This window comes from Streptomyces sp. NPDC096193, from assembly GCF_040302905.1.
In the GTDB taxonomy this organism is placed as follows: Bacteria; Actinomycetota; Actinomycetes; order Streptomycetales; family Streptomycetaceae; genus Streptomyces.
On sequence record NZ_JBEOSJ010000036.1, the window covers coordinates 1 to 22,193 of the forward strand.

Annotated in this window: 18 protein-coding genes and 1 pseudogene; 8 read left to right on the forward strand and 11 right to left on the reverse strand. The window is 70.4% G+C overall.

The window, feature by feature from the left end; all coding sequences use genetic code 11:
- Positions 1 to 106: 106 nt before the first annotated feature.
- The 6 genes from ABTX78_RS32930 to ABTX78_RS32955 all read right to left on the reverse strand — a co-directional run bounded on the left by ABTX78_RS32930 (position 107) and on the right by ABTX78_RS32955 (position 6,243).
- The gene (locus ABTX78_RS32930; protein ID WP_352210448.1) at positions 107 to 304 is read right to left on the reverse strand and encodes a DUF6381 family protein; all 198 of its coding nucleotides are present in this window, start codon (positions 302 to 304) and stop codon (positions 107 to 109) included.
- Positions 305 to 500: 196 nt separating this feature from the next.
- A complete protein-coding gene (locus ABTX78_RS32935; RefSeq protein WP_352210449.1) occupies positions 501 to 866 on the reverse strand; it encodes a PRC-barrel domain containing protein in 366 nt (121 codons plus the stop codon).
- A 151-nt stretch (positions 867 to 1,017) separates the two neighbouring features.
- On the reverse strand, positions 1,018 to 1,482 hold the full coding sequence (locus ABTX78_RS32940) for a hypothetical protein (RefSeq protein WP_352210450.1): 465 nt from the start codon (positions 1,480 to 1,482) through the stop codon (positions 1,018 to 1,020).
- A gap of 238 nt (positions 1,483 to 1,720) precedes the next feature.
- A complete protein-coding gene (locus ABTX78_RS32945) occupies positions 1,721 to 2,020 on the reverse strand; it encodes a DUF6355 family natural product biosynthesis protein (RefSeq protein ID WP_352210451.1) in 300 nt (99 codons plus the stop codon).
- Between the two features lie 135 nt (positions 2,021 to 2,155).
- Positions 2,156 to 4,618 (reverse strand): SpoIIE family protein phosphatase, encoded by a 2,463-nt coding sequence (locus ABTX78_RS32950; RefSeq protein WP_352210452.1) that lies wholly within the window; start codon positions 4,616 to 4,618, stop codon positions 2,156 to 2,158.
- A gap of 215 nt (positions 4,619 to 4,833) precedes the next feature.
- Entirely contained in the window at positions 4,834 to 6,243 is a 1,410-nt protein-coding gene (locus tag ABTX78_RS32955; RefSeq protein WP_352210453.1) for an RICIN domain-containing protein, read from the reverse strand.
- 866 nt (positions 6,244 to 7,109) lie between these two features.
- Between ABTX78_RS32955 and ABTX78_RS32960 the strand changes: the two genes are divergently transcribed.
- The gene (locus tag ABTX78_RS32960) at positions 7,110 to 9,524 is read left to right on the forward strand and encodes a SpoIIE family protein phosphatase (protein ID WP_352210454.1); all 2,415 of its coding nucleotides are present in this window, start codon (positions 7,110 to 7,112) and stop codon (positions 9,522 to 9,524) included.
- 198 nt (positions 9,525 to 9,722) lie between these two features.
- Positions 9,723 to 10,337, forward strand: a complete 615-nt coding sequence (locus ABTX78_RS32965; RefSeq protein WP_352210455.1) for a DUF4230 domain-containing protein — start codon at positions 9,723 to 9,725, stop codon at positions 10,335 to 10,337.
- Between the two features lie 616 nt (positions 10,338 to 10,953).
- Here the strand turns inward: ABTX78_RS32965 and ABTX78_RS32970 are convergent.
- Complete coding sequence (locus tag ABTX78_RS32970; RefSeq protein ID WP_352210456.1) at positions 10,954 to 11,163, reverse strand: hypothetical protein; 210 nt, start codon at positions 11,161 to 11,163, stop codon at positions 10,954 to 10,956.
- Positions 11,164 to 11,450: 287 nt separating this feature from the next.
- On the opposite strand from ABTX78_RS32970, the gene ABTX78_RS32975 reads away from it, so the two are divergent.
- Positions 11,451 to 11,942, forward strand: a complete 492-nt coding sequence (locus ABTX78_RS32975) for a metallophosphoesterase family protein (protein WP_352210457.1) — start codon at positions 11,451 to 11,453, stop codon at positions 11,940 to 11,942.
- 136 nt (positions 11,943 to 12,078) lie between these two features.
- Positions 12,079 to 12,921 (forward strand): ATP-grasp domain-containing protein, encoded by an 843-nt coding sequence (locus ABTX78_RS32980; RefSeq protein ID WP_352210458.1) that lies wholly within the window; start codon positions 12,079 to 12,081, stop codon positions 12,919 to 12,921.
- Between the two features lie 17 nt (positions 12,922 to 12,938).
- Here the strand turns inward: ABTX78_RS32980 and ABTX78_RS32985 are convergent.
- A pseudogene (locus tag ABTX78_RS32985) lies at positions 12,939 to 13,478 on the reverse strand (TetR/AcrR family transcriptional regulator); the annotation flags it as partial.
- Positions 13,479 to 13,849: 371 nt separating this feature from the next.
- Here ABTX78_RS32985 and ABTX78_RS32990 point away from each other — a divergent pair.
- The 4 genes from ABTX78_RS32990 (at position 13,850) to ABTX78_RS33005 (ending at position 18,242) form a co-directional block, all read left to right on the forward strand.
- Positions 13,850 to 14,995 (forward strand): S1 family peptidase, encoded by a 1,146-nt coding sequence (locus ABTX78_RS32990; protein ID WP_352210459.1) that lies wholly within the window; start codon positions 13,850 to 13,852, stop codon positions 14,993 to 14,995.
- A 239-nt stretch (positions 14,996 to 15,234) separates the two neighbouring features.
- Positions 15,235 to 16,005: an isocitrate lyase/PEP mutase family protein gene (locus ABTX78_RS32995; protein WP_352210460.1), complete on the forward strand. Its 771-nt coding sequence runs from the start codon at positions 15,235 to 15,237 to the stop codon at positions 16,003 to 16,005.
- Between the two features lie 314 nt (positions 16,006 to 16,319).
- Positions 16,320 to 17,414 carry a sugar ABC transporter substrate-binding protein gene (locus ABTX78_RS33000; protein ID WP_352210461.1) on the forward strand — a complete coding sequence of 365 codons (1,095 nt, stop codon included), beginning with the start codon at positions 16,320 to 16,322 and terminating at the stop codon, positions 17,412 to 17,414.
- Between the two features lie 240 nt (positions 17,415 to 17,654).
- A complete protein-coding gene (locus ABTX78_RS33005; RefSeq protein ID WP_352210462.1) occupies positions 17,655 to 18,242 on the forward strand; it encodes a LuxR C-terminal-related transcriptional regulator in 588 nt (195 codons plus the stop codon).
- 41 nt (positions 18,243 to 18,283) lie between these two features.
- Here ABTX78_RS33005 and ABTX78_RS33010 read toward each other — a convergent pair whose 3' ends face one another.
- From ABTX78_RS33010 to ramS, 3 genes are all read right to left on the reverse strand, one after another.
- Positions 18,284 to 20,053, reverse strand: a complete 1,770-nt coding sequence (locus ABTX78_RS33010) for an ATP-binding cassette domain-containing protein (protein ID WP_502994038.1) — start codon at positions 20,051 to 20,053, stop codon at positions 18,284 to 18,286.
- Complete coding sequence (locus ABTX78_RS33015; RefSeq protein WP_352210463.1) at positions 20,050 to 21,912, reverse strand: ABC transporter ATP-binding protein; 1,863 nt, start codon at positions 21,910 to 21,912, stop codon at positions 20,050 to 20,052. The genes ABTX78_RS33010 and ABTX78_RS33015 overlap by 4 nt, the downstream gene beginning before the upstream one ends.
- Positions 21,913 to 22,054: 142 nt before the next feature.
- Positions 22,055 to 22,186, reverse strand: a complete 132-nt coding sequence (gene ramS, locus ABTX78_RS33020; RefSeq protein ID WP_313948174.1) for a mycelium formation morphogenetic lantipeptide SapB — start codon at positions 22,184 to 22,186, stop codon at positions 22,055 to 22,057.
- Between the last annotated feature and the right edge of the window lie 7 nt (positions 22,187 to 22,193).

Genomic DNA, 22,193 nt, shown 5'->3' on the forward strand with positions numbered 1-22,193 from the left:
CCCCGCCCGCGGCGCGGCCCCCCCCCCGGGGGCACCGCCCCGCGTCCCGGGCCGCGGGCCCGGGACGCAGGTCGGTCGCCGGACAGTGCGCCGTGGAACGACGGAGCTACACGTCGTTCCACGGCGCATACGCGTCCTGGCCGCCCATGCCGGGCTGCTCGCTCTGCTGCTGGAGCCGGCGAGCCTTCTCCTCCAGCCGTTGCCGCAGTTCGGGATCAGTGGTGCGGGCAGCGGCGGCCGACAGTTCGAGGGCCTTCTCGCGCAGCTGGCGGGCACGGCCACCGGATTCCTTCGCCACGCTCATGGTCAGCCTCCCTCAACTCGTGCAGACGGATGAGATCAGCGAAACAGCGCGCCTGCGGCTGCGCATCTCCAATTGTCACGCTCCGCCGTCTCCGCAGCTCACGACCGCGCTCGGCGCCGGAGCACACCACAGCGCGCGGGGGCGGAGGGCTGCCTGCCCTCCGCCCCCGCGCGCTGTGGGACGTGTCCGGGTCCGCTCAGATGCCCTGTGCCGCGTCGAGTTCCTGGTAGTAGCGGCCGACCAGGGACAGATACGCCAAGTCGCCGGTCTCGCTGTCCCGGGAGAACTGGGGCGCGCTCTTGATCTCGTCCCTGGTGCGCCCCAGGAAAACCTTCTGGGCCTCGACGTCGATGCGTGTCACCAGGCCCGCGGGGATCAGCACGCTCTTGCCGAACACCCACACCCCCGTGTCGACGACCAGATGCTGCACACCCGTGTCGTCCTGTTGCCTGTCCACGTGTCCGACCACTCCGTCGGACGCCTCGACGACAAAACCTGTGAGGGACAGACCTGTTGAATATCCGTCGGCTGCCGAATAGCTCCAGATGCTGTTCACTGCCATCTCCTGTCCCTGTTCCTGGAGGAAAAGCGGCCGGGGCGCGCGCTGGAGGAGACCAATCCTGTACGGGCGCCCCGGCCCGCAGACCCCGGCTACCCCGTCGCGGGAAGCGCACGCTCCCCGACCACCGGGCAGGCCGGCGGCATCGAAGATCTCAGCCGACCCTCGTGTACGTCACGTCGAAGTCCGGCGTCCAGGTCTCGCCGTCACGCGATCCGTCCCAGCCGCCCCTGATGGTGCCGCCCCCGTCATCGATGGTGGCGGTGAATCTCTGGTGGAAGCCGGGCGCTGCCCGCCACTGCTTACACACACCGTCGTTCACGGTCGTCCGGTAGACGCGCGCGACACCCCGGCCATCGGCATACAGCGTCGTGAACTCGTCGGCCGTGTCGTCGTATCCGGTCAGCGTGACCGTGGGGAACGGCAGATGCGGACCCCACTCGGCGGGTACGGCCGAATCCGGTCCCACGTCCGCGCGTTGCACCAGAACGACGCCGCCCTCCAGCCAGGAGAACTCGGTCCGCACCGGCCCGGCCCGGCGGCCGAGAGCCCATATGTCCCACGCGCCCACGAGCACGTCCAACCGGTGCAGCGCGCGATGAGGTGTCGGTTGCCGCATCGGGCCTCTCCTCGTCTCGGATCGGTACCTGCGAGATCGGTACCCACGGGTGGAGACCGGTCCGGGCAACCGGACTCATCGCCGGCTCGCCTTCTGGCGCCGAAGAGTCCTGGTGCCGAAGAGTCCTCGCACCGCAGAGTTCGGTGGCAAAGAGTTTGTTGGCAAAGCGCCCCTGCGCTGATGCCTCGCCTTACCGAGGGCCCGCCGCTCGCGCCGCGGGCCCGGTGCCCGAAGGGTGTCAGCAGGTGCGTCCGGTGTAGAACGCGCCGTCGATCTTGCCGGCGGATCCGAGCCAGGTGGTTCCGGGCGCGACACAGCGCTCGTAGTTGGGCCCGAAGACCTCCACCTCGACGATCACGCGGGAACCGTCGCTCGTGCAGTGCTGGTAGTAGGCGTCGCTGGACGTCTCGTAGAACCCGCAGGGGTTCATGAGGGCCGTTCCCGCGGCAGGGGCCGTGGGGGCCGCCGACGCGGTGGTGGCTCCGAGGACGAGGGCAACGGCACCGACGACGACCGACAGAGAACGGCGCATGGGCATGGATGTCTCCTACTCGACAAAGAGTGATGCCCGCAGCCGAAGGGCTCGGGTCCACAGAGAGGATCCATGATCACGAACTGTGTGCTGTTCGAACTCCCCCGAACGGCGGCAGGAGTTCACACCGTCGAGTGCCCGCTACGCCTTCGGCGGCGGGCTCATCTGCTCGCCCGGTGACAGCGCGACCTCCGCCCACACCTGCTTGCCGCCGGCGAACGGCACGGAACCCCACGCCGTGGACAGCGCCTCGACGATGAGCAGCCCGCGACCGCCCGTCGCGTCCAGGTCCAGCGTCGTCGGCCGGGCGGGGGAGCGTGGCGAGGAGTCGTTGACGGCGATCCGCAGTCGGTCCTGAGCGAGCGTCAGATCGAGCCGCACCTGTCCCTGGGTGTGCGCGATCGCGTTGGTGACCAGCTCCGAGACGATGAGCAGAGCCACGTCCATCTCGTCCACGGCGTCCCAGCCGCGCAGGGTCCGGGCGGTGAAGCGGCGGGCGTGCACGATCGCGTCGGGGAGCCGCCACACCGTCCACCGGGCCCGCTTCGGCCGGACGAGCATGCCGTCGTACCGCAGGAGCAGCACGGCCACGTCGTCGTCACGCCGGTCGACGTTCCCGAGGAGGTCGTCGGCCGTGCGTCCCGTGTCCGACGGATCCGCGGCGCTGAGCAGGGAACGGAGGCGGTTCATACCGTCCTCGAGCGGCAGGTTCGCCGACTCGACCAGACCGTCCGTGAGCAGTGTCAGCACCGTGCCCGGGGTCAACCCGGCCTCGGTCATGGGGAACTGAGCGTCCGTCATCACCCCCAGCGGTGGGCCCCCCTGGACGTTCAGCTCGTCGGTGGAACCGTCCGGGTGCCGCAGCAGGGGCTGCACATGGCCCGCCCGTACGAAGAGGGCGATGCCCTCCTCCATGTCCAGGTCCACATAGCAACAGGTCGCGAAGAGGTCGGTCTCCATGCCGATGAGCAGCCGGTTCGCGTGGCTGACCACGACATCGGGCGGATGCCCCTCCACCGCGTACGCCCTGATGGCCGTACGCATCTGCCCCATGATCGTGGCGGCCTCGGCGCTGTGCCCCTGGACGTCTCCGATGACGAGCGCCACATGGCTGTCCGGGAGCGGAATGACGTCGTACCAGTCGCCGCCCACTTCGAGCCCGACCGTCGCGGGCAGATAGCGTGCCACGGCCTTGCCGCCCGGCAGCACCGGAAGCTTGCGGGGCAGCAGACTGCGCTGCAGCGTCCTGGCCAACTCGTGCCGCGCGTCCAGTACGTGGGCGCGCATCAGGGCCTGGCCCACCAGACTGGCGGTCGCCGTCAGCAGGGACCGTTCCTCCGGGCCGAACCGGTGCTCCTGGTCCCAGCCCACCAGGCAGGCCCCGACCATCCTGCCGTCGGCCAGCAGCGGCAGCACGGCGAGACCGCCGGGTCCGATGTCCGCGAGTCCCGGTTCCAGGTCGGCGCCGGGCAGCCACACGGAGACCGTGCCCTCGCGCAGCGCGCTCCGCAGCGTCGGCAGGGCGCTGCTCGACGCGTCGGGCCACTCGGACCGCCACTCGGATCTCCACACCTCGGGCCAGGCGTCGGGGTCGGGCGGGTCGAGGATGGTGACGACGAGACGATCGGCTTCCAGCTCCGCCACGGCGACCCGGCTGGCGTCGAGCGGTGCGCGCAGGGCCGCTACCACGACCTCGCTGACATCGCGGACGGTCGTGGCGCCGGCCAGCTTGGCGGACAGCCGCTGCACACGGGACACCTCGTCGGCGTTGGGCCGCAGGTACGAGGCGTCCGCGACGACGCCCAGCATGCGATCCGGCTTGCCCTCGGGGGAGAGCAGCATCCGGCACCGCAGGCCGAGCCAGCGGAGCTCGCCGTTGGGCCGGCGGATGCGGAAGGCCAGTTGGTGGTCCGTGGCCGACGACCGCCCCGGCTCCACGATCGACATGAGCGCGGGCACGTCGTCCGGCACGGCGCAGGCCAGGAGTGTCTCCGCGCGTCCGTCGAAGTCCTCGGGCGCGATGCCGAGCAGTTTCAGAACCTGGTCGTCGGCCTTCATGTCGCCTGTCTTGAGCACCAGGGTGAAGGCGCCGCTGCGGGGTGGGAACAGTCCGGGGCCCCGGCGCGGGCGGACCTGCGGCTGCCGCTTCACGACCTGTGTGTCGAGCGCCTCGATTCCCGCGGCGACCTGGTCGGCGTACAGCTCCAGCAGATGCCGGCAGTCCGTGTCGAATCCCTCCGCGGAAGCACCCACGACGACGAGGCAGCCGAGTTTGCTGGTGTGCCCGCCGAGGGGCAGGGCGCCGAGCGACGTACCGCTCGGCCACGCCTTGACGCATTCCGCGAGGACGGTGTCCGGACCGGGTGTCGCGTCGCCCGTCCGCGCGTACTCCGTGAGCTGCGCCGGGCCGAGCCATCGGTTGCGGTCCTCGCGGAAGGCGTCGGCGACCGGCGACCGGCCGGAAAGGAAGAAGGCCTCGGGCAGTGCGCAGATATTGTCGGGGCCTTCGATCACGTCGGCCAGGTCGAGCCGTTCGTCTTCGCCCGAGTAGAGATAAACAGCCGCGAACTCGGCCCCGCAGAAAGCAAAACCCTGCCTTGTCAAGGCTGCATCGCCTCCCAAGAAGCCGTGGCCGCGCCAAAGGTTCGTGGCGTAGAGATACCCGTTCGGCCGAGATCGAGCCCTCGCCGTGAGCGCCTCACTCTATGCCGCGATGTCCGTGGTGGAAGGGCCGAACGAACAGCTCTGTGATGTCCGGTCATCAGAACATGACCTCTGTGGTCGGAAACGGACAGGCAGACCGGACAGATGTGCGACGTTCAGGGGGTGGGAGCGTCGCTTCTCCATTGCTGTGTCGCGTCGGACGACGGCCGGGCCGCCGGTTTGAGAACCACCGCGGTGTACGCGGACCGGTCCACGGGGGCCACCGCCAGGCCCTGTTCCTCGCGGGGTACGAGCAGGCCGTCGGGCGACAGATCGAAGGGCGAGGCCGGCTCGTCGCCGGTCTGCGTGCTGCACGGCGAGAGCTGGAGCCGGAAGGAGGTCCGGTGGAACGCCAGGCACAGGTCGTCGGTCCCGGCATTGCGCAGCAGACCGGTCGCGTCGAACTGCCAGCGCTGCGTCGGCTGCGTCGAGCAGGGCGCGGTGACGGCTGTGGCTCCTGATGTCGCAGGGGAACGCGCGTCGAGGCACAGACTGGTCGCGGCGTTGCGGAAGCGGCCGGACAGGATGGCCGAGGGACGGGGCTCCGGGGCCGTCGCGGACGGAGCCGGGGAGGCCGAGGACGGTGAGTCGGCCGGGAAGAGGAAGAAGCCGGCCGCGAGAGCCGCGATGACAACGTTTCCGGCGACCACGAGTGCGAGGACCGGACGCTGTCGGGCCAGCCGCAGGACCGGATTCGGTTGCGAGGCGGGTGTCCGGTGCCGGCCGTGCTCCGGGAGCGGTTCGCCGGTGGGGACTGCCCCGCCGGTGGTGCCGCGGCCGGCCTGCCGGGCGGCCAGATAGGCGTCCGCGCCGAATTCCAGCACCGCCCCGGCCAGGAGGCGGCGCAGCCGGTCACCGGAGTGGTCGAGCTGATCCGCGGCGCGGCGGCAGAAGGCGCAGCTGTCCAGGTGCTCCTGCAGATCGGCCATCATCGGCACCCCGGGACGGCTCGTGTAGACGTCGAGGAGCCGGTTGTACCTGCGGCAGTAGTCACCGCCCAGATTGAGATGGGCCTGCTGGCACGCCGTGCGCAGGAGCACGCGGTCGCGCTGGAGTTCCACCCGGGCCGCGACCGGATTCGGGCTGCCGATGACGGCGGACGTGCCGATGTCCTCCGCCTCCACCTCCGCGTGCCACAGACGTGCCTGCGCTCGTTCCGGCAACGCGGTGAACGCACGTCGCACGAGGTTGGCGTGCTCGGGACGGGACTGTGTCCCCGCCCTGTCGCCGTGCGGTTCCCGCAGACCCGGTTGGAGGGTGAATCTGCGCTCGTCGCCGCCCCATTCCCTGGCCGTTTGGAGGACGGCGGTCAGCAGCCTGATGCGCCACGGACTGGCGGGACCCGGGGCGTCCGCGCCTGGAGTACCGGGGACACCGGGGGAGAGGTCGCCGATGGTGCGGAGGAAGGCGCCGCCGGCGAGTTTCTTCGCGCTCTCGGGAGAAACGGTGCAGATCGACGCGTAGTCGAGAACTGCCCGCCAATGGTGGGCCAGAAGGCTCGAGACGGATATCCCATTCGTCGGCACCTTTTCCGAGGCGAGTGAGGGATTCCCGTCCGGGATCGGAGATTCGCCCCCGGAGGAGGCGGATGGCCGCGGAAATTCTTTCACCCTTGCGCCCCCCATTGGTCTGTACTATTGCCCGGCGCGGAGGAAAGCAGCGGACCGGCCTGGGTGGGGCCTGGTCGGGGAAGGGCTGCTCCGCCGTCCGAGCTGCACTTACTGCGTGGCTCGTGGGCACAGAGTGCACCACATCGCGCGCCTGGGCAATCCCGACCTTGACGTCGCGCCGGAATTGTGGTGTTCGCGGCTGCATCCCTTTCGTCGAGCTGACCCGGGAGTAGCAATTTGACGTCCGACGTTTGGGCGCGACAGCTTGTTGAGAACGAAACCATCACGTTCTGTGAATTGGCTCGCCGGTAAAGATCCGGCCGCCCTTGGCGATGATTGTCACATGCAGATAAACCCCTCATCGAGATGCATGGATGATCCTGTCACTCGTGCGAGTGAACAATGAGGCGCTGGGATGCGATTGGGGTCCCATTCGAGCTATAGGGCAAGGCGCCCGGACCGTGGTCGGCATGTCCTGGGGCGCAAGCCCCCGGAAGCACGGGTTGCTGACGGCCTGTCATCCCTCGCCGGTCGATCCTGCCCAGGTCGGAGGACTGCACCGCGTCTTTCGCGCACACCGAAAATCTCCGCGCGACCCTGCTTCACCGCCCGATTCTCGGCCCACGGGCCCGTACTCACAGCACAGGCCTCCCCACCTCGCCGCCCCCGGGCAATCGGTCGGCCGGACGGGTGAAACCGGCCCCGGCAACCGAACCATTGCGCTTGTGCCGGTCTCGGTCAGGGCGGATTCTGGAGGCAATGAATCGGGCTGGTGTGGCGCCATGAGCGATGGGAATGCGACGAAAGGTCCCGACTTCCGTGGTCCGCTCGACGTCACCCGAGCCGCCACGGCGGTTCTCGATGCCCAGGACACCATTGTCGGATGGAGCCGCGCCGCCGAGGAGCTTCTGGGATACACCCAGGACGAAATCATCGGCCGGCCGTTGGACACCTTTCTGTCGCCGCGGCACCGCGCCGATGTCCCTGCGGCCGAGTCCGGTCCCGGTCCCGGTCCGGGTCCCGGTCCCGGCACACCGAGCGGCACCGAGATCCGTATCGCCCGGCACCACGACGGCCGCAGTCTGATGGTCGCCACCGCCGTCTGCACGCTGCCCGGGGGCGGCCCGGCGGCCCGGGTCCTGGTCGCGACCGAGCTGGAGCGCCTCAGGCTCTGGGAGTCCCGGCTGGCGCTGCTCCAGGGCCTCGCCACCCAATCTCCCGTGGGTCTCGCCATCTACGACACGGAGCTGCGCCTCACCTGGTGCAACGCAGCCTACGAACGCGAGATAGGGCTGCCGTTCGCCGAGTTCCGCGGCCTGCGGGCGGATGAGCTGTACTCCGAGGGCCGGTTCATCACCGAGGGTGATCCGCACACCCTCGACGAGGTCATGCACCACGTCCTCGACACGGGGGAACCCATCCTCGACCTCCACTTCCGTGGTCAGCCGCCCAGTGACCCCGGTCATGAGCATCTCTGGTCCTGCTCGTACTACCGCCTTCAGGACGCCGACGGCCATGTCTTCGGCGTCTGCGAGGACGCCTTCGACATCTCCGACCGCTACGAGGCGCAGCAGCGGCTGGCCCTGCTCGTGGAGGCCGGGCGCAGCATCGGGACCGTGCTCGACGTCGCCCGTACCGCCGAAGAGGTCACGGAGGTGGCGGTGCCGGATTTCGCCGACACCGTCACCGTGGACCTGGCGTCCGGCGTCCTGGAGGGCGAGGAGCTGGGTGCGGGCGGTTCGGCGGCCACCGCTCTCGTACGGGTCGCCGCCCGGCCCGAGCCCACCCTCGGCCCCGACGACCCGGCGGGGACGAAGCCGCCGGCCCCGGTCGAGTATCCGCCCGGCTCGCCGCAGGACCGTAGTCTTTCCTCGGGCGGGCTGGTGATCGAGGACAACACCCTGGTCGTGCCGCTGCGGGCAGGGGGACGCGTGCTCGGCCTGGTCACCTTTGCCCGCCAGTCGCCCTCGGCCGTCTTCGACCGCGGCGAAATCGCCCTGGCGGACGAGCTCGCGGCCCGCACGGCCGTGTCCATCGACAACGCCCGGCGCTTCACCCGGGAACGCCGGGCTTCCCTCGCCCTCCAGCGGCAGTTGCTGCCGCAACATCTTCCGCAGCAGTCGGCCGTCGACCTGGCGTACCGCTATCTGCCCACCGACGACGTGACCGGAGTGGGCGGCGACTGGTTCGACGTCATCGCCCTGTCCGGCAGCCGGGTCGGACTGGTGGTCGGTGACGTGGTCGGACACGGCCTCCAGGCGGCGGCCACCATGGGACGCCTGCGGACGACGGTGCGTGCGCTCGCCCAACTGGACCTGACGCCCGACGAGCTGCTCACCCGGCTCGACGATCTGGTGGGTCAGGCCGCCGACGAGCCGTCCGCGGGCACCGGCGGGCAGGATCTTCCGCACGACGACGCCACGGGAGCGACCTGCCTCTACGCGGTCTACGACCCGGTTACCCGGCTCTGCACCATGGCCCGGGCGGGACATCTGCCGCCCGCGATCGTGGAGCCCGACGGACGTGTCTCGTTTCCCGCGCTGCCCGCCGGGCCGCCGCTGGGTCTCGGAGGTCTGCCGTTCGAGTCCGTCGACATGGAACTCCCGGTGGGCAGCCTGCTGGCGCTGTTCACCGACGGTCTGATCGAGACGCGCGACCGTGACATCGACGAGGGACTGGACGCTCTGAGGAGGGTGCTCGGCGAACGCCGGGAGAGTCTCGAAGAGCTGTGCGACCTCACCCTGTCCGAACTCCTACCGGGCGGTACGACGGCCGACGACACCGCGCTGCTGCTCGTCCGCACCCGGGAACTCGACCCCGGGAAGGTCGTCGACTGGGAACTCCCGGCGGAGGCGGTCGCGGTGGGCCATGCCCGGGGGCTCGCCGCCGAACAGCTCCAGGCATGGGGCCTGGACGAGCTGGTGTTCTCGACCGAGCTCGTCGTCAGCGAGTTGGTCACCAACGCCATCAGGCACGCGGAGGGACCGCTGCACCTGCGGCTCATCCTCGACCGCTCGCTGTTGTGCGAAGTCGCCGACACGGGTCATACCTCGCCGCATCTGCGGCACAGCGCCGAGGACGACGAAGGCGGGCGCGGACTGTTCATCGTCGCCCAGCTCGTCCACCGGTGGGGGACGCGCTACACCCCGTCCGGCAAGACGATCTGGACGGAACAGCCGTTCCCGTCCGAGGGCTGACACCGCGTCGGGCGGCAGGTCGCGGCCGGCGCGAGGGCACCGTGAGCAGGCTGCGCAGTCTTCGGCGCCATCGGCGCCGCAAAGTGCCCGCGCCCCGCGACTGCCTCCGCCCTTCGGGGGAACCCGGAGCCCGTGAAGACACTTGCTCGAGCTCCTGAGAAGCAGCACCCCACGGGGCGCTCCCCGGTGCCGTGGTGGGTGAAGGTACCCGTCGCCCTGCTGGTCGTCCTGGTCCTGTTCGTGCTCGCCGGACGCTTCAGCCTGGTGCCCGGCCTCGATGACGTCTTCGGTGAGGAGACCAAGGACCGTTCGGGTCCTGCCGTACTCAAATCCATTCAGGACATGAACCGTTACGAGGGCGCCGCCGGCAACTTCCAGATCGTCGTCGACCTGGAGAAGGACGCCAAGTTCCTGCCGGACGCCATCCGGGGCACCCGCACCCTGTACGTCGGCGCGGGCACGGTGAGCGCGTACGTCGATCTCAACCGGCTCGGCGACAAGAGCGTGACCGTCAACGAGGACCGTACCGTGGCCACCCTGCGTCTGCCGCACGCCCGGCTCGGCACCCCGGCCCTGAACGCGGACCGTTCGTATGCCGTCTCCAAGCAGCGCGGACTCCTCGACAGGCTCGGAGACCTCTTCTCCGACAACCCGGCCGACGAGCGGGCCGTGCACCGGCTCGCCGCCCAGCGCATCGGCGAGGCCGCCAAGGAAAGCGAGCTGACCGAACGGGCCGAGAAGAACACCACGGCCATGCTTCAGGGCCTGCTGCGTTCCCTCGGCTTCCGCCAGGTGACCGTGACCTACGCCTGACGGACCTCGACCGTGCCGCCGCCCGGCGCCTTCGTGTGCCGGGCGGCGCAGTGTTGAGCCTGCTGAGTGGGCGGAGTGTTGAGCTCCCTTGCCAGGGCGGTGAACTCCCGGCTCACCGCATGCGGCAGTACTGCCGGGCGAGCACATGGAACGACTCCTTCGCCGTTCTTGATCGCCCACATGTCGTGCCGCATCCGTGCGGTACTCCAGGCGATCCCGGGCTCTCGCTTTCACCGACCTCGTAGCCGACGCCCCGGTGGGTCAGGCCGCGCCTACCGTTCTGCTCGCCTCCGGCCTCCCGGCGCCGCCGCGGCTGCCCCCGCCATCGGGAGCAGTCCGGCCGCGGCGATCCCCGCGGCCCTCGCCCCGGCCGAAACCGAGCCCGGCTCATTCCCTTTTCATGCACCCTGTATTCCCCCTGTTCGTCCACCGGTCGCGACGCCACGGTCGGGTGATGTCGCCGTCTCCGGGTCTGGGGGTGAAGATGTCCGGCGTCCGGCGAAGGTCTCCCGTCGGTGCCGAAGGGATGAACCGCGATGCCCATAGGCGAGTTGGGCCAGGGGAAGGAGGCCCTACGGCGTGATCCGAGGGCCGGGAGCGGGGAGAACGCGAGGTGCTAGGCGGAGCGGCCGGGCGAGACGATCTCGTCCAGGACCTTGCGGACGGTCTCGAAGGCCGATCCGTACACCTCCGCGCGGCGCGCCCCGTCCGGATCGTCGCCCCGCAACTCACCGGTCCGGGACTTCCACGACTCCTCCTCCCGGCCCGCCCAGTCACGCGCTCGCTGGATTCGGCGCAACAGCTCGTCTGAGTCCACAACGTCCATGGGTCACGCCTACCCACTCGGGGCGTCCGTGTGCGGTGGGATGTCGCATCGGTGCTCGGCCCCCGCGTCCGACGGCGCCCGGGGCGATCGTCTGGTGCTGCGTGCGAGGCGTCCGGCGGCGGGTGTCAGGCACGGCACGGACACGCTGGTCAGGCGCTCGGCCTCGGCCCACAGGCGGGCGGTGGTCGGCCTGCCGGCCCGAGCCGCCGGCTGACCCGAGACCTCGCGCCCCGGCTTCCGGCGCGCCAGGAGGAACGGCACGGCCGGAAGGCGGGCAAGGTAGAAGGATGCGACTGCTGCTGACGGCCGACACCCACGTCCCCCGGCGCGCCCGGCATCTCCCCGCCGAGCTGCTGGAGCGGATCGACGAGGCGGACGTGGTGCTTCACGCGGGCGACTGGGTCGACAGCGCGACACTCGACCTGCTGGAGGCCCGCTCGTCCCGGCTCCTCGCGGTGTACGGCAACAATGACGGCCCCGAGCTGCGGGCGCGTCTCCCGGAAGTGGCGCGGGCCGAACTCGGCGGTCTTCGTTTCGGCGTGATCCATGAGACCGGCCAGGCCAAGGGGCGGGAGCAGCGGTGCGCGGAGCGGTTTTCCGACCTCGACGTGCTGGTGTTCGGGCACAGCCACATCCCCTGGGACACGACCGCTCCGGGCGGACTGCGGCTGCTCAACCCCGGCTCACCGACCGACCGGCGACGTCAGCCGTACCGCACCTACATGACCGTGGACGTGGCCGAGGGGCGGCTGTCCGACATCCGTCTGCACCGCCTCTGACCTGCGGAGGCGGACCGGGGAGTGACCGGGTCGCGGCGGGCCCCGGCGCCGGGCGCGCTCCGGGGCATGAGTAGTTTGGGGCTCAACCAACTCCGCGGGATGCCCGGAGTCCGGTGTCGACCACTCTCCCCGGGAGATGCCCGTGTCCGTCCGTCCGCGCCTGCTCTTCGTCACCGACCTCGCCTATCCGGCACGGGGTCGCCGCTACTGCGACGAGGACATCTTCCTGACCGCCCGGCTGCGCGAGGAATTCGACCTCGCCCTGTGTCACCCGCGGGAAGCGGCCGCGTTGATGAACGGCTTCGACGCGGTCGTGGTCCGCAACAGTGGCCCCGTGCTGCACTACCAGGACGCCTACGACGCCTTCCGCGACCGGGCCGCGGCGTGCCGAATCCCCGTCTACAACCCGCTCTCCGGCAGGGGAGACATGGCCGGCAAGCAGTACCTGCTGGATCTGACCGCTGACGGCCACCCCGTCATACCCACCGTCGACCGGCTCGCGGACCTCGATCTGCTTCCGGCGGCGCAGCGTTACGCGGTCAAGCCCAAGGCCGGGGCGGACTCGATCGGCCTGGAGTTCGTCACCCGCGAGCGCCTGGCGCATCTCACCTACGGTGATGTGCTCGTCCAGCCGCGGATCGACTTCCGCTACGAGGTGTCCTTCTACTTCGTCGACGAGGCCTTCCAGTACGCGTTGTACGCCCCCGACCCAGAGCAGCGGTGGGTGCTGGAACCGTACGAGCCGACCGGGGCGGATCTCGACTTCGCCCGGCGCTTCATCGACTGGAACACCCTCACGTCGGGCATCCAGCGCGTCGATGCCTGCCGCGCCCCCGACGGCGAACTCCTGCTCGTCGAGCTGGAGGACCTCAACCCGTACCTCTCACTGGACCTGGCGACCGACGAGACCCGTCAGAACTTCGTCGCGGCGATGAAGGCGTCGATCCACCGCTTCCTCGACAGGGCCGGGCGGCTCTGAGCTCAGGAGTCCCGATCTCAGGACCGGGGTGCGAGCAGGTCGTCCAGTTCGGCAGCGAAGAGCAGGGCGGGGTCGAAGTCCATGCCGGCGAACTGGCCCGCGAGTTCCAGTGACAGGACGCCGTGCAGTCGGGTCCAGAACGTCAGGAACCGATAGAGGGCCTCCGATGGGGCGGGGTTGCCGGCGGCTCAGTCCCGGTGGTCCTCCAGATGCCCCGCGAACTGTGTCACGGCGCTGTCCGGAGCGAGCGCCGCACACGCGTCGACGAGGGTCGTCATGATCTCGGAGGAGATCGCGGTGATGTCCTCGGGTGCGTGGTAGCCGGGGATCGAGGTGCCGTAGATGAGGAAGTACCGCTGCGGGTCCGCCAGTGCTCAGTCGCGCAGGGTGTGTGCCAGTCCGGCCAGATCCGCGCCGGTGTCGGAGGCCGCGCGGAGGGTGTCAAGGCTTCGGTACGCCTCCCGGACGAGCTCGGTGATCAGGTCGTCGCGGCCCGCGAAGTAGCGATAGAGCGCCGGGCCGCTCATGCCCATCTGCTTGGCGATGGCGTCGAGGGTTCCCAGGCGCCGAGCCGAGTGCCGCAGACGAAGAACCGCCTCCCCGGGCGGTGGGGAGGCGGTTCGACCGGGGGTGGCGAGGGTCGGCGGTCCTGGCGGTGGTCGGTCGCGAGGGCTCCTTCACTATGACGCAGTGGAGCCGCCCAGGTCTAGACCAACTGGCGTTCAACTCGGCTGTTCACGGGTGGAGTTCGGGGCGCGATCGCCGGCGTTCCTCGGCAGCCCTTGCGCCGGTGTGCGCAAATCCGTCGTGTGCTTGTCATGGACCTGGTGATTGGGCTCGGCTACGCTCCGCCGGGGAGCGGTTGAGAGCGCTCCCAAAGCAGTGCTGTTCCACCCCCACCTCGTTGGAACAACCGAAGGGCAACGCCTTGAGACGCACAACAGTTCTGCGCACCGGCATGTCCGCACTTCTCGTTCTGGGCGCCTGGGCCGGCGCCGGACTCGCCCCGGCATCCGCCGCCCCTGCTCCCACCGCCGAACCGCCGGTGTCCACCGGCCTGCTGGAGGCCATGGAACGGGACCTCGGCCTGACGAAGGACCAGGCCCGGTCCCGCCTCGCGGCGGAGCGGGCCGCGACCGCCATCGAGAGCACCGCTCGCCGCGCGGCGGGACCGGCCTTCGGTGGTGCCTGGTTCGACGCCGGCACCGGCAAGCTCGCTGTCGCCGTCACCGACCCCGCCAAGGCCGGCACCGTCCGGGCCACCGGAGCGTCGGTCCGGCTCGTGACGTACGACGCGGCCCGGCTCGATGCGGCGAAGAAGAAGATCGACGGCCTCAAGGCCCCGGCCGGCGTGAGTAGTTGGCACGTGGATCCCCGGATCAACCGGGTCGTCGTGAACGTCGTTGCCGACCAGCAGGGCGACAACGATGTCAAGGCCTTCCTCGCCCGCGCCCGTCAGGCAGGACCCGTCCAGGTCGAGAAGACGGCCGAGGCGCCCAAGACCTTTGCCGCGGGCACCGTGGGCGGTGACCCGTACTACACCGGAAACGTGCGCTGCTCCATCGGCTTCTCCGTCCACGGCGGATTCGTGACCGCCGGGCACTGCGGCGGAGGGGGTGCGGCGGTCCGGGGCTGGGACGGCTCCCACATCGGACACTTCCAGGGATCGTCCTTCCCCGGTGACGACTACGCCTGGGTCAGCGTCGGCAGCGGCTGGTGGACCGTTCCCGTGGTCCTCGGCTGGGGCACCGTGCCGGACCAGTTGGTCCGCGGCTCCGCCGAGGCTCCCATAGGGGCTTCGATCTGCCGGTCCGGTTCCACCACGCACTGGCACTGCGGGGCGGTCCTCGCGAAGAACGAGACCGTGAACTACAGCCAGGGCGCTGTCCATCAGATGACGAAGACGAGCGTGTGCGCCGAACCCGGCGACTCGGGCGGCTCCTTCATCAGCGGCGACCAGGCGCAGGGCGTCACCTCCGGCGGCTGGGGCAACTGCAGCGGCGGAGGCCAGACCTGGCACCAGCCGATCAACGAGATCCTCGGCCGGTACGGGCTGCGACTGCACACAGCCTGACGGGCCGACCCGGCGGCCGGCGCGGCACTTCCTCCCGGTGCCGTGCCGGCCGCCGCCTTCGACCGGGCGCGGTACGTCGTCGCCGTGCACCGCCCCTGGTGCCGAGGGCGGGTGCGAGTGCGAGGACCAGCGCGAGTGCGAGTGCGCCGACCACCGGGGCCGACCGCCGGTCCGGCCGGGTGCGCTCGGCCCTCGCGTCCTCGCGCCGGTCATCTCTCCGAAACGGAAAGATGGGGCTCATGGCCTTCCATGAGCTCCATCTCCGCGAACTGCCGCTGGTTCTGCCCAATGCCTGGGATGTGCCCTCGGCGCTGGCCTTCCTCGACGCCGGTTTCGAAGCCATCGGTACGACCAGCCTCGGTGTGGCCTCCAGCCTGGGCCGCCCCGACGGTGGACGCGCGACCCGAGAGGCGAACCTCCTTCTCGCCCGCGCCCTGTCGCGGTTGCCGTGCTTCGTCAGTGTGGACATCGAGGACGGCTACGCGGACGAACCGGACACTGTCGCCGACTACGCGGCCGAGCTGGATGCGGCGGGCATCAACATCGAGGACAGTTCCGCCGCGCGGCTCATCAGTCCGCAGGTGCACGCCGCGAAGGTCGCGGCGGTCAAGCGGCGCCGCCCGGACCTCTTCGTCAACGCCCGCGTCGACACCTACTGGCTCGGGCAGGAGGCGAACGTCGATGCCACCCTGGACCGCGCCGCGCTCTATGTGGAGGCCGGCGCGGACGGGATCTTCGTGCCCGGCGCGTCGGAGCCGGCCGTGCTCCGCGAGCTGGCCCGCAGCATCCCGGTGCCGCTGAACGTGCTCCCGATCCCGGGCTTGTCGCCCGCGGAGTTGGCGTCCCTGGGCGTTCGCCGGGTGAGTACGGGCTCGCTGCCCTATCGCGCCGCCATCCATGCCGCGGCCGAAGCGGCACGTGCCGTACGCGAGGGCAGCGCCGTGCCCGAGGCGACGCCCTACCCGCAGTTGCAGGCCGGACTCGAAGGATTCCAGCGGCAGGCCCCCTGACTGTCGCTCTCGCCGTCGGTCTTCGGAACGGGCCGCCGCTCGTCCTGCGAAGGATTCCGCTTCTTCCGCGGGGAGTCGGATTTCCCGTGCCGGGGACGGGGGTTCGGCGCACAATTCTCGTGCCCGATGCTTCCGGTATGTCAGTAAGTGTCCAGGGCCTTCGTGCAGAGATGTCTGCGTTCACTTAACTAACGGACAAAACCCGTTGCCATCTCGTTAATATTGCACTTCTTGACGCATTTGTCTGAGCGGAGTTGACTTCCAGCCACCTCGGTCGCAAGGAAGCGGCCTGTCAGGGAGGTTGATTTCCACAGATGAACGCACATTTGCGTCGCACCGCCATAGCCATCACTGTTTCCGCGATGGCCGTGTCCCTCGCTGCCTGTGGCAGCGAAGAGGGCACGGGCGTGAGAACCAGCGACGACATCACCGTCGGCCTGCTCCTTCCGGAGAACGAGGCGGCGCGCTACGAGAAGTTCGACAAGCCCGTCATCGAGAAGAAGGTCAGCCAGCTGACCAATGACAAGGGCCGGGTCGTCTACGCCAACGCCAAACAGGACGCGGCTCTCCAGGCGCAGCAGGTCGACACCATGATCGAGAGCAAGGTCGACGTCATCATCATCGACGCCGTCGACTCCAAGGGCATCGCGACCGCGGTGCAGAAGGCGAAGGACGCCGACATCCCGGTCGTCGCCTTCGACCGTCTCGCCGAGGGGCCGATCGACGCCTACACCTCCTTCGACAACGAAGAGGTCGGCCATGTCCAGGGGAAGGCGCTCCTCGAGGCGCTGGGGGACAAGGCCAAGTCTTCGCAGATCGTGATGATGAACGGAGCGGTCACCGACCCGAACGCCGCCATGTTCAAGAAGGGCGCGCACGCCGAGCTCGACGGCAAGGTGAAGATCGGCAGGGAGTACGACACCAAGGAGTGGAAGCCGGAGAACGCCAACGCCAACATGCAGGAGGCGATCGTGAGCCTGGCCGGTGAGAACATCGCCGGTGTCTACTCCGCCAACGACGGCATGGCGGGCGGCATCATCGCGGCCTTGAAGAAGGCCGGCGTCTCCCCGCTCCCGCCGGTCACCGGCCAGGACGCGGAACTCGCCGCCGTACAGCGCATCGTCGCCGGTGAGCAGTTCATGAGCGTCTACAAGCCCAACGCGCCGGAGGCGAGCGCCGCCGCGGAGATGGCCATCCTGCTGGCCAGGGGTATCGGACTCGGTGCCATGGCCCAGGCCGACATCGACAGCCCGACCACCAAGGGCATTCCGTCGGTACTGGTGCCGGTGGTCTCGCTGACCAAGGAGAACATCAAGGACACGGTCGTCAAGGACGGTGTCTACACGGTCGAGGAGATCTGCACCGCGAAGTACAAGGCCGACTGTGAGGAGATCGGCCTGACGCCGTAGCGACGGCCCCCCGGGGCACCGTATCGATGCGCCGTCGGGCACCGATTCACCGCCCCGCGCATCGGTAACCCCGCTTCACCTGCGGGGTTACCGATGCGCTCCCTCGTGCACCGGTCGTGCTCCCGGCGTGCCCCCGCGCGCCCGTTCCTTCGGCCCCGATGTGGGCACTCGGGTGAGGGTGGGGAGGCGGCCGGCAGGCCGCGCAGTCGGTGAGTTGAAGGGGTGGACATGATCCGGGTCATGGTGGCGTACGACGCGCAGTTGATGAGATCTGCGCTCGTGGAACTGCTGCGTTCCGACGACGCGCTTGACGTCTCGGCCGCACCCTGCCTTCCGAGGAGGCAGGAACGGGGGGCGCTGTCGCCCGACGTGTGTGTCGCCGACGCGGACTCTCTGGAGGCGTCGGTACGGGGAAACCGCGCGGCACTCTCCGAAGCCTGTTCGGAGGCAGCGCTGCTGGTGCTGGCCACACCGGAGAAGCCGGGGGTATTGCGCAAGGCGTTCAACGCCGGCGCGCTGGGCTATGTTGACAAGGACTGCTCTCCCTGCCGATTACTCGAAGCCATTCACACCGTTGCCAAAGGCGAGCGATTCATCGACGAATCGCTCGCTTTCGGATTTCTCCAGGCCGCCGAGATGCCTCTGACTCCCCGTGAACTCAGTGTGCTGTCGCTCGCGGCCGAAGGCGCGACGATCGCCGAAGTCGCAGGTGACCTGCATCTGTCGCAGGGGACGATCCGCAACTACATGGCCAGCGTCATCCGCAAGGTGGGGGCCCGCAACCGCGTCGACGCGATCCGGATCGCTCAGGGCGCCGGCTGGACATAGACATTCCTGACACGGACAAGGGGAGCCCGGCAGGAGGCCGCTCAGCGGTCCTCCTGCCAGTGGCCCACCAGATCCCGGTAGAGCTCCGAGCGGGTCAGGAGCTCCGCGTGGCTGCCGAACTCCGCGCGCGTGCCGTCGAGGACGAGCACCCGGTCCGCCCGCAGCGCGGACGACAGACGGTGGGCCACGACGATCAGGGTCCCCGGCCGCCGGGCGAGCGCCCGCTCCGCATGGGCCTCCGCGGCCGGGTCCAGATGGCAGGTGGCCTCGTCGAGCAGCAGCAACGGCGCCGGGGACAGATACGCGCGCCCGAGGGACAGCAACTGCCGCTCACCCTGTGACAGGGCGGAAGGCATCACGTCGGCGTCGATCCCGCCGAGGCGCCGGATCAGCGGCCCGATACCCAGCACGTCGGCGGCCCCCTCGATGTCCTCGGTCGGCGCGCCGGGACGAAACGCCGTGAGGTTCTCGCGCACGGTGCCGGTGAAGACGTACGCCTCCTGCGGTGTCAGCACCCGCAGCGGAGCCAGCTCCTCGGCCGGACGCCCCGTGACCGGCCGGCCCGCCAGGTGGACCGTGCCCCGGTCCGGTGTCAGCATGCCCGCCACCACGCCTGCCAGCGTGGACTTCCCGATACCGCTCGGCCCCACGACCGCGATGTGCTCCCCGCCGCGGACGGACAGATCGAGGCCGTCGAGGACGGGCCGGGCCCGCGGTCCGTACGCCAGCCGAACGGACCTGACGTTGACGGCCGTTGCCGAGGCCGACGGCTCCACCGAAGGGTGGGCGACGGGCCGGACGGAAGGCGGGATGCCGGACGTGTCCCGGACGAACCGGTCGAGAACCACCACGAGCCGGGTGCCCGCCGCACCGAGCGCCGTCATGAGCGTGTGCAGCGCCGGCAGCAACGCCTGGACCAGGTAGGTGAGCGCACCGATCAGCGCGCCTGCCGTCACGTTCCGGCTCAGCAGCCACGGGGTGGCCACCAGCAGCAGAATGACGGGCAACTGGCCCCCGACGCCCAGCGCGAGCGTCCGTACCGCGGCCCAGCGGGCCAGCGAACGGGACGCCTCCTCGGCGTCCGTGATCAGCTGTGCGCCCCACCGTTCCGTCTCGGTCTGGGTCCCGCAGGCCACGATGTCGCGCAGCGCGGCCCGGACGGCTCCGCTGTGGTGTGTGAGTCCTTCGTCGGCGTCGAGGAACCGGTTCTGGGCCGCGGCCATGGGCCGCAGCGTGGCCGCGAACAGCCCGAGACCGAGAATCAAGGGCGGCAGGACGACGAGCAGAAACTCGGGCGCCAGCGTGAACAGGCCGGCCAGCGCGCCCGCGGCGGTGAAGGCGAACGACCGCAGGGTGAGCACCAGTCCGGCGAAGCTGTCCCGCGCGATCTCCGTCTGCTGCGTGAGCCGGGACACCGCCGTACCGTCTGTGCGCCCCGGTACGGCGACCGCCCGGCGCAGCGATCGGGAGACGGCGCGCGTCACCAGGGCGTCCCGGAGGGGTTCGACGAGATGCGTCAGCTGGGCGAAGACACCGAGGACGACCGGCGCGGCCACGAGAATGGACACCGCGGCGGCCGCCAGCCACAGCAGTCCGGCCGTCGTGTCACCCGCGAGAAAGCCGCGGTCCAGAGCCTGGGCGATGCAGTAGCCGCCCAGAAAGGTCTGCGCGGACTCGACGAGGGACCACCCCGCCAGGGCGGCCACGACCCTCTTCCGACCCGCGAGGAAGCGACGGGCGGGAGGCAGCAGACGTCGTAGCGCGCCGGGCGCGATGCTGTCGCGCGGCTCCCGGGTCCGGGCGGCCGTCATCGAGCCGCCCGTCCTGCGGCCGGACCACGCACAACGTCCGCGGGTACGGGGTCCGTTGGCGTTCGCTTCGGGGCGGGCGCCGATTCCACCGCCGCCTCCACGGCAGCTTCGGAGGGCTCGTCCGCCGCGGCGAACACCGAACGGTAGGCGGGCTCCTGCCACAGATCACGGTGCCGTCCCACGGCCCGCACCCGGCCGTCCTCCAGCCAGATCACCTGATCCGCCCTGCTCGCCGACGAGATCCGGTGCGCCACCACCAGCCGGGTGCCCGGCCGTACCTCCTGGGCGAGAGCGCGGTCCACCTGCCGTTCGGTGGCGGTGTCGAGACTGGACGTGGCGTCGTCGAGGATGAGCAGCCGGCCCGCGTGCGCGAAGGCACGGGCCAGACCGAGGCGTTGCAGTTCCCCTCCCGACAGCGGTGCGCCGACGACGGGCGACTCGTACCGTTCGGGCAGCAGTTGGACGAAGCCGTCGGCACCCGCGGCCCGGGCGGCGGTACGGATCTCGTCGGCCGAGGCGCGACGGGCCCCGGAGGCGATGGCGTCGGCCACCGTCCCGGACAGGAAGACCGGCCGTTCGAAGGCGTACGCGACCTCGTGGCGCAACCGGTCGCGTGCCAGAGAAGACAGCGGTACACCGTCGAGCAGGACGGAGCCCTCGTCCGGTTCGGTGAGGAGCCCGGCGACGGCCGCCAGGGTCGACTTGCCGGCGCCGGAACGGCCCACCACGGCCGCGGTCGTGCCGCCCGGCACCACCAGGTGCACATCGGTGAGCACTTCCCGGCCCTCACGGACGACGGTGACCCCGCGCAACTCGACCGTGCCGTTGCCCTCGTGCGGCAGGGCCGCCACCCCGTGCCGTACGGCCGGCAGGTCCTGGAGCACGGCGAGGCGGCCGGCGGCGCTGCGGCCCCGGACGATCGCACCGAGGAGTCCGGCCAGGGCTCCCATGCCCGCGGCGAGGGCGGCGTACCGGGACGCGGCGAGCAGTTCGCCGACACTGATGGCTCCGGCGGCGAGCCGCACTCCGCCGACACCCAGAACCGCGGTCGTCAGCAAGGGCAACAGCACCTGACTGTTCGCGACCGCCCTGCCGTGGATCCGCCACATGCGGCGTCCCTCACGGTCCAGACCGGCCAGGGGTTGGAGAATACGGGCCCGCTCACGGTCCTCCGTGCCCGCGGCGGCGATGGTGCGCGCCCCGTCGAGCGCCTCCAGCAATCGGGACGCGATGTCCGACTGGATCTGCTGGTACCGGCCCACGGTGTCCGAGGAGTTGCGGGCGAAGGCACGCAACACGAGTACCAGCAGGGGCAGTCCGGCGAGGAAGGCGAGAGCGACCCAGACATCGATGAAGAGCAGGGCGATCACGGCACCGGCCGGCCCGAGCAGGGACGCGGTCAGCGCGGCCGCCGCCGCGGGCACCGTCCCGGCCTCGGTGGCGTTGACCGACAGACGTGTCGCGACATCCCCCGGTGACAGCCGGGACACCCGGTCGGGCGAGGTCGCCAGAAGCCGCCCGAGGGCACCGGTCCGCAGCCAGGCGGTCGACCGGGCGTTGGTGACACCGGTCAACAGGGCGACGGCTGCGTCAAGGAGCACTTCGGCGGCAAGGAGCACGGCGCTCAACACGACCCAGGACGTGGCATCGCGGTGCCCGTCGAGGAGGAGGTCCAGCGTGTGTCCGACGACGGCGGGCGATGCGACGGCCGCGCCGGCGGATGCGACGGAGCAGAGCAGAATCGCCGCGGTACGGGTGGCACTGCGGCGGACCGCGGCGCGCAGCAGGCGGTGCGCGCCACCGGCGGGCGCCCTGCCGCCGCCGTCGGTGCCGCTGGGGCGCGGGCGCTTGAAGGCCATCGCGGGGATGCTCCTCTGTGGCCGGCCGCGGGCCACGGCCTCGTGCGGGTCGGTAAATGCCGGACGTCCCGGGCGGCGAACCGCCCGGGACGGGACGGGCCCCGGTCGGCGGCGTGGCGCCACCGACCGGGACCCGGCGACCTCAGTTACAGGTCGTGACGCTCAGGCTGCTGTCGCCGCAGAGCAGCAGGCTGGCGCGGCTTCCGCCGGTCTCGACGTCGCCGATCGCCTCTTCCTTCGGGGTCTCCATCGACTGCAGGTCGAGAAGGTTCATGATCTTT

Coding starts and splice junctions, on each gene's coding strand:
- ABTX78_RS32975 (WP_352210457.1), top strand. CDS start 11,451: ATGCGACTGCTGCTGACGGCCGACACCCACGTCCCCCGGCGCGCCCGG.
- ABTX78_RS33015 (WP_352210463.1), bottom strand. CDS start 21,912: ATGGCCTTCAAGCGCCCGCGCCCCAGCGGCACCGACGGCGGCGGCAGG.
- ramS (WP_313948174.1), bottom strand. CDS start 22,186: ATGAACCTTCTCGACCTGCAGTCGATGGAGACCCCGAAGGAAGAGGCG.
- ABTX78_RS32935 (WP_352210449.1), bottom strand. CDS start 866: ATGGCAGTGAACAGCATCTGGAGCTATTCGGCAGCCGACGGATATTCA.
- ABTX78_RS33005 (WP_352210462.1), top strand. CDS start 17,655: ATGGTGGCGTACGACGCGCAGTTGATGAGATCTGCGCTCGTGGAACTG.
- ABTX78_RS32940 (WP_352210450.1), bottom strand. CDS start 1,482: ATGCGGCAACCGACACCTCATCGCGCGCTGCACCGGTTGGACGTGCTC.
- ABTX78_RS32995 (WP_352210460.1), top strand. CDS start 15,235: ATGGCCTTCCATGAGCTCCATCTCCGCGAACTGCCGCTGGTTCTGCCC.
- ABTX78_RS32970 (WP_352210456.1), bottom strand. CDS start 11,163: ATGGACGTTGTGGACTCAGACGAGCTGTTGCGCCGAATCCAGCGAGCG.
- ABTX78_RS32960 (WP_352210454.1), top strand. CDS start 7,110: ATGAGCGATGGGAATGCGACGAAAGGTCCCGACTTCCGTGGTCCGCTC.
- ABTX78_RS33010 (WP_502994038.1), bottom strand. CDS start 20,053: ATGACGGCCGCCCGGACCCGGGAGCCGCGCGACAGCATCGCGCCCGGC.
- ABTX78_RS32930 (WP_352210448.1), bottom strand. CDS start 304: ATGAGCGTGGCGAAGGAATCCGGTGGCCGTGCCCGCCAGCTGCGCGAG.
- ABTX78_RS32980 (WP_352210458.1), top strand. CDS start 12,079: ATGCCCGTGTCCGTCCGTCCGCGCCTGCTCTTCGTCACCGACCTCGCC.
- ABTX78_RS33000 (WP_352210461.1), top strand. CDS start 16,320: ATGAACGCACATTTGCGTCGCACCGCCATAGCCATCACTGTTTCCGCG.
- ABTX78_RS32945 (WP_352210451.1), bottom strand. CDS start 2,020: ATGCCCATGCGCCGTTCTCTGTCGGTCGTCGTCGGTGCCGTTGCCCTC.